Origin of the sequence: Exiguobacterium sp. s150 (assembly GCF_018618435.1) — a bacterium.
Taxonomy (GTDB): domain Bacteria; phylum Bacillota; class Bacilli; order Exiguobacteriales; family Exiguobacteriaceae; genus Exiguobacterium; species Exiguobacterium alkaliphilum.
In genome coordinates, this window is the sequence record NZ_JACSMC010000008.1 from 81,608 (window position 1) to 93,349 (window position 11,742).

The following is an 11,742-nucleotide window of genomic DNA, read 5'->3' on the forward strand; positions in this document are numbered from 1 at the left end:
TTTGTGTTCAACGAGCTTGATCTGTTCACCCCGACTCGGAATGGATGACGTACGATGTCGACGGTCGTTTCGGCCATCGTGGCGACAGAAAAAATGGCCGCCAGACGGCGACCGTTTGTGTTGATCTTCCGACGGCGCCCCGACTCCGACAGGAACGCAATCCAACGGAGACCCAGCAGCGACGAAAGTCGCGATGCGGCTCCGGGATTGCCTGCGGAAAGCGTGGGCGCCGGAAGGACGAGCGATTCGATTGATGTTAGTCAACAAGCTGGCTTCGAGTTCTAAACTCGAAGTCTTTTTTTGTTTTTCGTTCGTGCGAGACGGGAATGAGGTAACGACATGAAAAGGGGGACGATTCAATGATGAACGGGGAAGGATTGATTCAAGTTCGGCCGCTCAATGAAGGGATTGAATTAACGTGGTCACTCGAAGGGGAAGTACACGTCGTTCGAAATGGCACGGACGTTTACGAAGGAACCGAGCACCATTATGTGGACCTTGAAACAAAAGTCGGCGAACAAGTGGCCTATCAGTTGACGTTTGCGTCAGGGGAAGAGGCGTGCGTCTACACGGCGGCCGTCAACCCGAAAGACGACGTATATTGGAACCGACATTTGACCGCCGCTGTCGTAACCGATGCAGGCACCTACTTGCATTGGGATCCGATACCAGACGTGGAGTCGTATGCGATTTATCGCCAAGGGCGCCGCGTCGCGGAAGTGAGCGGGTCCGGGTATATCGATGACACACCGTTACACGAGCCGACGTTTTATGAAGTAAGGGCATTGCGTCCGGTGAAACATTCCCGCAAGCCCGGTACGCAGTTGATTGATTTTGTCGGGAAGGCGATGACGCTCGGGAAAGAACATACGCTCTCGACGAGACGGGACAGCGAGCTGTATGTCATGTACTTTATGGTCAGTCCGTCGACTCCGGAAACCACAGAAGTGAGCGACGTGCAGTTACGTGTCCAGCCGTTCATAAAACCGCCGATTTTAAAGAATCCGAACGTGTTCTCCCCGCATCCTTACTTTGAGGGGGATGGTCGCTCATACAATGTTTACGCTGAAGATTATCGAACGCGAACCGAAGTCATGGTCGAACAGTTGCGTGATGTGCCATTCGTCTCGATTAAGAAAGATGCGAACGTGACGAGAGGCTATACGAAACATCATAAATTGATGGGAGAAGACGTGGCTTCCGTCGATCAAGTCTATTTAGAAGATGTCTCCATCGAGCCCGGAGAAGTGACGTATCGTCTTAAACATTCAGTCGGCAATCCGCTCGTGATTGCACCGGACATTAAGTATACGATTGTCGCACATCTGAAAAATCGACCGACGTTCAAGTTGTCTGGTGAGCATACACAGTCTCCCCACCATGAGATTTATCTTCGCATGGGAGAGGCGCCGTGGATCACCATTCACCGAGCCGACGATTTGGGCGTCAGCTTTATGGCTCAGCCTTTACCGTACTGTCACTGGACGTACCTCACGTGTATGCAATAAGAAAACCCGCCACCCTCAAGAGGAGGGCACTGAAAAACTTCAAATGTTTTTGAACAGAGGAGCGTCGTCCCGGAAGGGATGGCGCTCCTCTGTTTTCATTGCCCTTCAGCCGCCCTGTCCGGCACGCCGCTTTCCTGGGGGCGGGCGCCGAGCCGCATCGCGACGTCGTCGCTGCTGGGTCTCGCCTTGCCCGCTGATTCCCCGGGAGTCGGCGTGCCCTCGGGCGGCGCTGTACGCGCCTGACATTCCGGACTATACTGGCTGTAACCAACCAATCTGGAGGCGATCCCGATGATGCCTGACCTGCCCAACATGCCGCCGAGCCCGTATGCGGCCCTCTATGACCTGTTGATCCCGGCCGATGACGAACTGCGGCTCATCCATGACCTCGTCTCGTTCGATTTTATCACGGACCTACTCGAGGATACGTATTGCCACGACAACGGTCGGATGGCCGTCCATCCTGTCCGGATGTTCAAATATCTGTTCCTGAAGGCGCATTCGAACCTGTCCGACGCCGACCTCGTCAGACGGGCGAAGACCGACCTCACCTACAAATATTTTCTGGACCTGGCACCGGAAGATGACGTCATCAACCCCTCCTCGCTCACGAAGTTCCGTCGTCAGCGCATGGACGACGACGAGCTGCTCGACAAGTTGATTGGGCACACGGTCGAGGTCGCGAAAGGGATGGGGCTGCTCAAGGGACGGACATTGATCGTCGACGCGACCCATTCACGGGCCCGGTACGGGCAGAAACCGATCAGACAGGCAATCATCGACGAGACGAAACGCCTGAGACAAGCGTGCTACCAATCATCGGTCGATGCGAAAGGTCGTTTCCCGGAAAAGGTCGACGAGGAGGATATCGACCAACTCCTCGCCTATGCGCTTGCCGTCGCAGAGACCGTCGAGACCGGGATGCCCGAGCTGATGTTTCGCGAGCACATCCGAGACCAGGTGAACCGGGTGCGTGAGCTAGCGGAGGATGCGCATGTCGAGCTGCAGGTGTCCAAAGACAGCGATGCCCGGACGGGGCACAAGAGTGCCGACTCGTCGTTCTTCGGCTACAAGCACCATGCGATGACGGAGGAGGGCATCATCACGGCTGTCGTCGTCACATCTGGCGAGGTGGCAGACGGGCCACAATTGGCGAGTCTTGTTGAGAAGAGCCATCTAGCCGGTGCCGAGTTCGACCACATCGTGGGTGACGCCGCCTATTCTGGCCGTGACAACCTGATTTACGCTGCCTCACAAGGATGTAAGCTTGTCGCCCCGTTGAATCCGCGTGTCTATTCGCCGGCTGATAACCGCGGTGAGGGGTTCACCTACAACAAGGATGCCGAACGCTACGTCTGCCCCGCCGGGCACATGGCCATCCGGAAGGCCCGGACAGGGACAAAGGACATCGGTAAAAATCAGAAAGAAACGCATTATTTCGATATTGAGCTCTGTAAGCAATGCCCGTTGCGCAATGGCTGTTACAAGAATGGTGCAAAATCGAAAACGTACAGCGTGTCCTTGAAATCGAGGGAGCATAGCGAACAGTACGAGTACGAGCAGACGGATGAGTTCAAGGACTATCGCCGCAAGCGCTTCGCCATCGAGGCGAAAAATAGTCAATTGAAGAACCCGCAAGGTCTGGCGCGCAACAAGACGTCAGACCTGAAAGGCATGACGTTACAGGGCGTGATGGCAATCATTGCGGTCAACCTGAAGCGAATCATCGCCCTTCGAAAAGAAAATACAGGATGAGGGCAAGGAAAAAAGAGGGATTGTCCCGACGTGAGTCGGTTCAATCCCCCTTTTTTCTTTTCACGCTCGGATAGAGCGGAGGTTTTTCAGTGCCCTCCCTCAAGAGGTTGGCGGGTTTGTCTGTTGATCGAGGAACCGACTCCGTTCTTCTGGTGTCGGAAGTTTACACGTCTCTTTCATTCCGAACCATTTGTAGCGATTTTTGGCAATGACGTCGTATCCGAAATCGCGAAGCGGTCTCGGTACGATACGGATGAGCCCGAGCCAACGCCATCCCCCATCCAACCCTTCTGCAATCCGGATGGCCGCATCTGACTTGAGATAAGGGACACCATCTTTCAAAAGCACGATACTGTCGATGGCTTCTGGAATCCGGTGCCGGGTCCGTAACGCTTTTCCGGCTTCGCCTTGAAGCGATGCAAAATGAAAGTGACCTTTCGTGTCACGATTCAGAATGAATTGGACACTCGCATCACAAAAATTGCAGTCCCCGTCGAACAATACGATTGCTGGCATAAACATCGCCTCCTTCACTCTTCGTAGTTACCGCTCAAGCGAAAGATTAAACGTCATGCCGCCAGTTGTCGGGTCGCCTCCATCTTGTAGAGAGACAAGTAATACAAATATCCTCCAAGCGCGCCGAAAGCGAAGATGTAGCCGCTCATGAAGACCGGTCCGATGAACGCACCGACGACGATGCCGGTAGCGGCCACGAGTTTGGCCCCGTGGAACGTCAATCCGCCGAACGCCAAATACGAGGCCCGCCGTTCCGGGTCGAGCAAATCGACTTGCTTCACTTGGCGAATAGGAGAATAAAGGAGTTCCCCGACCGTGAAGACGATGGCGAGGACGGCCAAAACGAAAAATGAGCTCATTGACGTGATTGCCGCGAATGCGGTGACGTATAACGCGAGACCGATAAAGAACACGTGTTTCTCGCGGAAACGTTTGATGAAGGCGGTGACGGCAAACGTGATTGCGACGACGAGGAGCGTGTTCTCGAGTTGCATGAACGCCATCATCCGCACCCCGTCAAATGGGACACCGACAATCGTTCGTTCTTGAAACGTTTCGGCTAGGTGAACACCGATATAGTTCGCCATATGGAACTCGGTCGAGAAGACGAGCATGCTGCCGAGGACAAACAGCATCCAACGCCGGTCGGCGAGGGCGATCCGGTAGTTCGTGATGACCCCGACGATCGGGTTCGCCGGTGTGGCGCGGTTACCGGCATACGAATCGACGAGATACCGCTGTAGGACGAGTGTCATGATGAGTAAGACGAGCGTCATCCCGACGAATAAGGCGAAGCGATGATCGCGATAGAACAACCCGCCGAGCATGACCCCACCTGCGATGGCCAAGTTGACAAGCCAGTAGTCATACACGTAAATCGCTTTTCGATTCGATTCTTCCATCGAGTCGATAACGATCGCCTCGAGCGCCGGATAGTTCAATCCGTTTGAAATCGCATGACCGAAGTAAAGGGCGGCGACGGCGAGTGCCCAGTTGTTCGAAGGGTGAATCGCGACCGTCATGCCGATAAAGCATAAAATTTGAACGACTTGCCCGATTTGCAAGACGTGTTTTCGATTGAACCGGTCCGAGAAGTACCCACCGAACAAGCCGGTGACGTACCCGACGATGACAAAAGATGTCATGATGATCCCGGCGGCGATTTTGCCGAGTTCTGCTGAAAAGTATAAAGCCATGAATGGGAAGATTGCCGAACCGACGATGCGAATGAAAAAGCCACAGACGAGCCGGAGTCGGACGTTCGTAGGAAAATCTTTAAATTTCATGTGAGCACCTCCTTGCACCTACTTTAAACGTGGACTACACTTGGAAAAAAGAGACAAATAAAGTGGGGATGTCCACTTTTAAGGGGGAGTCCGATGAATCCGAAGCTTGTTTCCATCTATCGCTATGCCATCGAGCGGGACCGAGAGGACGTGACGTTACGCGAAGCGGTCAACGCCACGGGGTATAGTGAAAAACAAATCAAGCGAGACGTGAACGTGTGGGCGCAGTCCGGATGGGTCGAGTATCGCCCGGGCCGGGGCAGGGGGCACGAGTCCGTCATTCAGTTCGCGCCGTCGTTTAATCAGGTGTTGACGACTTGGGTAGATACGACGTTCGCCCGCATCACGATGGCCGAGGCGGCAAAATGGCTAGAATGGGAATGGCCGCCGCTGTTGCGAGAGAAAATCCAGGCTCACATCTGGGGGCGATTCGGCTTCGAACAGACGGAAGAGGATCGTTTCATCTTCCCGCGAACGAGAGCGCTCGCCTCGCTCGACCCGCTCGATATCCACATCGCGATGGAGGCGTCGCTCGCCCGCCACCTGTTCGACCGGTTGTTCGAATGGGACGGGAATGTCATCCGACCATCGCTCGCCCATCATATAGAAGCAACACGTTTCGGTTTTCGCTTATATATCCGAAAAGGGGTACTGTTCCATAACGGGATGTCGCTCTCGGCGAATGAGATCGTCTACTCGCTCAACCGATTGTTGCGATACGGGAAACAACGGTGGCTGTTCGCGCCAATCGAGCGAGTCGATTCACCGGCTCCTTTTATCGTCGACATCTATACATCTGCGCACGGTGGTTACATCGAGCGGCTCTTAGCGCAGACGCCTGCCTCGATTTCGTATAAAGGGTTTGAGGGGACGGTCGGGACAGGGCCGTTCAAACTCGAACGTGTGTCCGAAGACGTCACGCGTTTCCAAGCGTTCGAACGGGGCTTGCGTCCGCGGCCGTCGTTGGATGTCGTCGAGTTCGTGACGTTCTCGGAGGCGGACCACGCCGAATGGAGCATGCGTGACGACCATCGCCTTGTGAAATGGGTCGCCGAAGCTGGGGCGCGTTACGCCGTCTTCAACATGAGGCATTCTTGGTTGAAGGACGCCCCGGACGTTCGGCGAGCGATTCTCCGTACCATCGACAAAACGGCACTCGTCGCATTAGGCGGAGAGCGGCATCAAGTCGCCCATGGCTTTTTCCCAGAAGCGAGTCAAGAAGTGAAGCGAGAAGCGGAAGACCGCATCGATGTGCGTCCGATTCGTCTCTTGCATTTGCCTTACGCGACGGCGACGGAAGACGCCAACTTGATTGCACAACAATTGACGTTTGCGGGTTTCACCGTGGAGACAGAAGTGTATACGTTGTCCGTCTTGTTCGAGGAAGAGACGCTCCGGCGCGCCGACATCATCCTTTGTGGCGAGATGATGAATGAAGACCGCGACTTGGCGTTTCTGGCGTTCATGACGAGCGAGTTATCGCTTGTCGGGAAGTTGCTCGGTGAAGACGCGACGCTTCGGACGATGATGGACCGATATCATCAAGTCGATTTGGACGTCTGGCCGCACCTTCATCGTGAAGTCGAACGTTACGTGACCGAGCAAGCGTACGTCGTCCCGCTTTATCATGTGGCCCGCGAACGACGATTCCCGAGTTTCCTCGGCGATGTGCCGATCGACATCTATGGTCATCCGCGCTACGAGCAGCTTTGGATTCGACCATCGCTATAAAGAAACGGAGATGCCGCGGCATCTCCGTTTCTTTATAGTTCGGCGAACGCGCGGTTGACCGCGGCGATCGTCTCGTCGATATCTTGTTCCGTATGTTCTGTCGTCAAGAACCAGGCCTCGTATTTCGAAGGGGCCAGGTTGACGCCATTCTCGAGCATGAGCTTGAAGAAACGGCCGAACACCTCGCCGTCCGACTTTTCGGCACCGTCATAGTCGGTGACGATTTCGTCTGTGAAGTAGACCGTGAGCGCCCCTTTCAAGCGGTTGAGGGTGATCGTCACACCGTGTGTGTTTGCCGCCTCGCGAATTCCGGCCTCGAGCCGGGCGCCGAGGGCGTCGAGTTTCTCATAGACGCCCGGCTGTTCCAACACTTCAAGGCAGGCGATCCCGGTCGCCATCGAAGCAGGGTTTCCGGCCATCGTCCCGGCTTGGTACGCAGGGCCGAGCGGCGCGACGGTCTCCATGATTTCAGCTTTCCCGCCATAAGCACCGATTGGCAATCCGCCACCGATCACTTTTCCGAGTGCCGTCATGTCTGGCTCAATGCCGTACACTTGTTGCGCGCTACCGTAAGTGAAGCGGAACGCCGTGATGACCTCATCATAGATGACGAGGGCGCCATGTTCATGGGTGATGTCGTTGACGGCTTGGAGGAAACCTGGTTTTGGTTCTACGATGCCGAAGTTCCCGACGATCGGCTCGACGAGGACGCAAGCGACTTGTTCGCCCCATTCGTTCATCATGTTACGGAACGCCTCGACGTCATTGAACGGGACGGTGATGACTTCTTTGGCGGTCGCACGTGTGACACCGGCAGAATCTGGTGAGCCGAGTGTCGCCGGACCGCTTCCTGCGGCGATGAGCATCAAGTCTGAGTGGCCATGGTAGCAACCGCTGAACTTGACGACGAGTTCGCGTCCGGTGTAGGCACGGGAAACCCGGATCGTCGTCATGACGGCTTCCGTCCCGGAGTTGGTGAACCGGACTTTATCCATCGATGGGATGGCATCTTTCAATTTCTTCGCAAAATCGACTTCAAGGGCGTGGGGTGTCCCATAAAGCAGTCCTTTTGATGACGCCTCCATCAAGGCGCGATGAATGTGCGGGTGGGCGTGACCGGTGATGATTGGACCGTAAGCCGCTAAATAGTCGATATAGCGATTGCCATCCACATCATAAAAATATGCTCCTTCCCCGCGCTCCATATAGACGGGAGCGCCGCCGCCAACGGCCTTAAACGAGCGTGAAGGACTGTTGACGCCACCGACGATGTGGGTCTGTGCCTCTTCGTACAAGACGTCTGACTGTTTCCGGGTAGATGATGTTGACATATGTATTGCCTCCTTTTACAAATTCGCACTTATTGTATCATAGCCGTCAACCGCTTAAGCTCGACGTTTGACGACTGCTTTAGAAATCAGTACACTATTTATAAAGATTACTATGTAAGAAATAGGTTAATTCTAACTAACATTTCGCATGAGTTCTAATAGAAGAAATGAGGGATTGACGTGGGAAGCGAGATGCTTGACCATGCTGTTCAGTCGCTCCGAGAACATGGAGTCAGAATGACGCCTCAGCGCCAGGCCATTTTGGAGTACCTCGTCACGGAGCACAGTCATCCGACAGCGGATGACATTTACAAGGCGCTATCGGGACGTTTTCCGAACATGAGTGTCGCCACGGTATATAATAACTTGCGCGTCTTCAAAGAGATTGGACTCGTTCAAGAAATGAACTATGGAGATGCCTCGAGCCGATTTGATTTCGTCACTTCGCGTCACTATCACATTATCTGTGATACGTGTGGAAAAGTCGTCGACTTCAATTACCCGGTACTCGATGAGATTGAAGCGGTCGCTTCTCAGTTGACCGGCTTCAAAGTCGATCGTCACCGTCTTGAAGTGTACGGGACATGTCCGACGTGCCAGGCTGAACAAACGCATACACATTAAAAAAACACATCCGACACGCGGATGTGTTTTTTATTCGTGTTGCTCGGATTGGCGTTTGTTATACTTTTCGTCAAACTCTTTTCCTTCTAATGAGCGATCAATCGTCAATGGCTCGTCGCAATGCATACATAAATCGACGCGGCCGAGCATCTTTGTCTCTCTCTCACAATTCGGGCACGTGACGATGATTGCTTTCGTCGATGCCATTCCGATGATGAAGTAAAGGGCAGAACTCGATAACACCATCAAGAAACCGAGTAACATGAAAATAATCATCAGCCACGTGATGTTCTTCGCGAGCAACCCGAGGTACATGACACCGATTCCGCCGAAGATGAGCAATAGCGCGACGTTCCGAGCTCGGTTGATTTTATTCCCCCGTTTTTTCATTCCACAATCCCTCCATGTCTGCCTTTACTATATCTTATCTATCGAGCGGTGAGAAGTTCGTACGTTCAATGGCAGGAGAATTTTATAAACAAGGCGAATCAATTTCGTAGCAGAGTAGATACTTGTGTGGACGAAGTGTTCACAATGAGAAAGAAGGGGTCAAGGTGACGATGGAATACGCCACACGAACGATTTATTCAGAATATGCAGCCTTGAAAACAACGCTCGGGATTATCGAGGTGAAGAAAAAGCGACCGAGAGATCCGTTGACTGATCAATCGGATCGGCTGTTGATTGTTATCGAGGCGAAAGACGATCCGTTTTGGACGGTGAAACACTATCAAATCGGGCAAGAAAAAATTGTCCTTCACGTTGTGAGCGATTCGATGATGGATCGCTGGATTGTCTTGAATGAAAATCGACGTGCCATTCATTGGATAGAGGACGGTATGGTGTTATTTGAGAGAAATGAATTCTTACTAGAACTTCGGCAGCGATTGCGCAACTTCTCAAATGAAGAACAACGTCTCCAACTTTCGCTTGCGTTCGCGAAACTGCTCAGACGGTTCGAAGACGGCCGCAGTTTGTTTTTACAAGGAGAATATCAAGACGCATTCACGCAAATCCATCATGCCTTGACGCACTTGGCGCGGTTGTCGATTTTAGAGGCCGGCATTCATCCGGAGATCATCTTATGGAAACAAGTCCGGAAATTAGATTTAGAAGTGTATAAGCTACACGAAGAGCTTGTGAGCGGGGGCGAAGAGCTCGAACAGCGCATTCATCTCGTTATCATTGGGATGGAGCACTTGATTCAATCGAAAGTGTTGCCGGGAACACTGTTGTTGCTTCAAGTCATGCAACGACAAGAAGAACCATGGTCGTTCTCAGAACTAATGGAACACCCGGACTTGCAAGAGTTACGTGTCGATTTAGGGAGCATCATTAGTTTCCTTGTCCGGAAAGGCTATGTCCGGGCAGTTGCGCGTCCGACGAAGGGCGTCGGGGTTGAAGCAATCGCGTATGAAATTTCTTAAGAATAGAATGAGAATGGGGATTGTATGATTGATGAAAGTGATAAAGTTTCTATTAAGTAGTGTATTCATCATCGTTGCGACTGTTTTTTTAACTTTCGTGGTCGCGATATTTACTATGGGAGACCCGATTGCGGGAGGGCGTCCAATCATGTGGACGCTTTGGTTTGTCGCCGCACTGGCGATTGTGATCATTGCGCTATATGATTTCTCAAAACTCTCCAAACAAAACTTAAAACGCGTCGGCTTGGTTGGAACGGTCATCGCGGTCGTCTTGTTCGCATCCGTCAAAGGCTATTATGTATATACGGCGGGGCTGCGAATTGAAGAGCGGGGCGTGGAGCTACAAGACTACCGTCCATTTAAACCGGAATCCAATTTAGCAAAACTGGATGCGCCGGCTTCCTTTAAGGTCGAGGAAGAACTCCCTCGTCTCGATGGGGCGACAGCGCTCTACCCACTCTATGCTTCTTTTGTCGAGGCGACCTATCCACAAGGAGACTATGACCCGTACGATATCGAGTGGGGGAACAGTGCGGTCGTCTCAACGACAACGGGTGAAGCGTATGAACGATTGATTAATGGGAAAACGGATATCATTTTTGTCGCCGGCCCTTCAGATCAACAAATCGCCGCAGCGGAACGAAAAGGTGTCGCGTTCAACATGACACCAATTGGACGTGAGGCGTTCATCTTCTTTGTCCATGAAGACAATCCGGTTGACTCACTTGAATTAGAAGAGATTCAGCAAATCTATTCAGGGGAAATTCGGAATTGGCAAGAAGTCGGTGGTAAGAATGACTCGATTCGTGCGTTTCAGCGGCCGGAAGGAAGCGGAAGTCAGACTGCTTTGCAGCGAATGATGGGTGAACGGAAATTGATGGACGCCCCGGTCGAGGATGTCCCGGAAGGTATGGGTGGCATCATCGAACAGACGGCCGCTTACCAAAACCATAAAAATGCGATTGGCTTCTCTTTCCGCTTCTATGCGACCGAGATGATTGAAGACCATGACATTAAACTGGTTCAAGTGAATGGTGTGGCTCCGACGGTTGAAACGATTGCCGATGGGACGTATCCGATTACGTCGGAGTTTTATGCGATCACGACTGAGGATCGTTATGAAGAGTTCAAGCCTTTCCTAGACTGGATGGGTTCGGAAGAAGGGCAGACGCTCGTAGAGAGAACAGGGTATGTTCCACTCGCTAAAGACTAATGGGTTGGGCCTCGAGAGACGAGGCTCAACTTTTTTTATTTATTTATGAATTTTCTATTGACGATGTGGGAATTAGAGATTATAGTTATAAACGTTGTCACGGCAAAAGATTATTTCAGAAAAACAATTTGTGAAAAAAGTTGTTGACTGCGAGAACGACGACGTGATAGATTAATAAAGTCGCCAAGCGCGACAGACGAACTTTGAAAACTGAACGATGAGGCAAAAATAAGTTTTAAATTTTGAATGAAGCGCAAGCTTCGTCATTTCAAGAGCTATATCAAATTCTTTGGAGAGTTTGATCCTGGCTCAGGACGAACGCTGGCGGCGTGCCTAATACATGCAAGTCGA

10 protein-coding genes and 1 rRNA gene are annotated in these 11,742 nt (G+C 52.4%); 7 read left to right on the plus strand and 4 right to left on the minus strand.

The window, feature by feature from the left end; translation table 11 throughout:
- Window positions 1-359: 359 nt before the first annotated feature.
- Together KNP76_RS06380 and KNP76_RS06385 are read left to right on the plus strand one after the other, a co-directional pair.
- Complete coding sequence (locus KNP76_RS06380) at window positions 360-1,508, plus strand: DUF3238 domain-containing protein (protein ID WP_214843578.1); 1,149 nt, start codon at window positions 360-362, stop codon at window positions 1,506-1,508.
- Between the two features lie 291 nt (window positions 1,509-1,799).
- Entirely contained in the window at window positions 1,800-3,263 is a 1,464-nt protein-coding gene (locus KNP76_RS06385; protein ID WP_214843580.1) for an IS1182 family transposase, read from the plus strand.
- Window positions 3,264-3,362: 99 nt separating this feature from the next.
- Here the strand turns inward: KNP76_RS06385 and KNP76_RS06390 are convergent, their stop codons facing one another.
- Together KNP76_RS06390 and KNP76_RS06395 are read right to left on the minus strand one after the other, a co-directional pair.
- Window positions 3,363-3,779, minus strand: a complete 417-nt coding sequence (locus tag KNP76_RS06390) for a thiol-disulfide oxidoreductase DCC family protein (protein WP_034815699.1) — start codon at window positions 3,777-3,779, stop codon at window positions 3,363-3,365.
- Between the two features lie 53 nt (window positions 3,780-3,832).
- Window positions 3,833-5,065, minus strand: a complete 1,233-nt coding sequence (locus tag KNP76_RS06395) for an MFS transporter (protein WP_214843581.1) — start codon at window positions 5,063-5,065, stop codon at window positions 3,833-3,835.
- Window positions 5,066-5,158: 93 nt separating this feature from the next.
- Between KNP76_RS06395 and KNP76_RS06400 the strand changes: the two genes are divergently transcribed.
- Window positions 5,159-6,796, plus strand: coding sequence for an ABC transporter substrate-binding protein (locus KNP76_RS06400; protein ID WP_034815696.1), 1,638 nt, complete (start codon window positions 5,159-5,161; stop codon window positions 6,794-6,796).
- A gap of 32 nt (window positions 6,797-6,828) precedes the next feature.
- Here KNP76_RS06400 and KNP76_RS06405 read toward each other — a convergent pair whose 3' ends face one another.
- Window positions 6,829-8,127, minus strand: a complete 1,299-nt coding sequence (locus KNP76_RS06405; protein WP_211779881.1) for a glutamate-1-semialdehyde 2,1-aminomutase — start codon at window positions 8,125-8,127, stop codon at window positions 6,829-6,831.
- Window positions 8,128-8,319: 192 nt separating this feature from the next.
- On the opposite strand from KNP76_RS06405, the gene perR reads away from it, so the two are divergent.
- Window positions 8,320-8,751, plus strand: a complete 432-nt coding sequence (gene perR, locus KNP76_RS06410; RefSeq protein ID WP_167331253.1) for a peroxide-responsive transcriptional repressor PerR — start codon at window positions 8,320-8,322, stop codon at window positions 8,749-8,751.
- A 30-nt stretch (window positions 8,752-8,781) separates the two neighbouring features.
- Here perR and KNP76_RS06415 read toward each other — a convergent pair whose 3' ends face one another.
- Entirely contained in the window at window positions 8,782-9,141 is a 360-nt protein-coding gene (locus tag KNP76_RS06415) for a YgzB family protein (RefSeq protein WP_034809917.1), read from the minus strand.
- Window positions 9,142-9,311: 170 nt separating this feature from the next.
- Here KNP76_RS06415 and KNP76_RS06420 point away from each other — a divergent pair, with 170 nt between their 5' ends.
- From KNP76_RS06420 to KNP76_RS06430, 3 genes are all read left to right on the plus strand, one after another.
- The gene (locus tag KNP76_RS06420) at window positions 9,312-10,178 is read left to right on the plus strand and encodes a nucleotidyltransferase-like protein (RefSeq protein ID WP_034815692.1); all 867 of its coding nucleotides are present in this window, start codon (window positions 9,312-9,314) and stop codon (window positions 10,176-10,178) included.
- 148 nt (window positions 10,179-10,326) lie between these two features.
- On the plus strand, window positions 10,327-11,391 hold the full coding sequence (locus KNP76_RS06425; protein WP_251137373.1) for a PstS family phosphate ABC transporter substrate-binding protein: 1,065 nt from the start codon (window positions 10,327-10,329) through the stop codon (window positions 11,389-11,391).
- Window positions 11,392-11,677: 286 nt separating this feature from the next.
- Window positions 11,678-11,742 (plus strand): 16S ribosomal RNA (locus KNP76_RS06430); the annotation flags it as partial.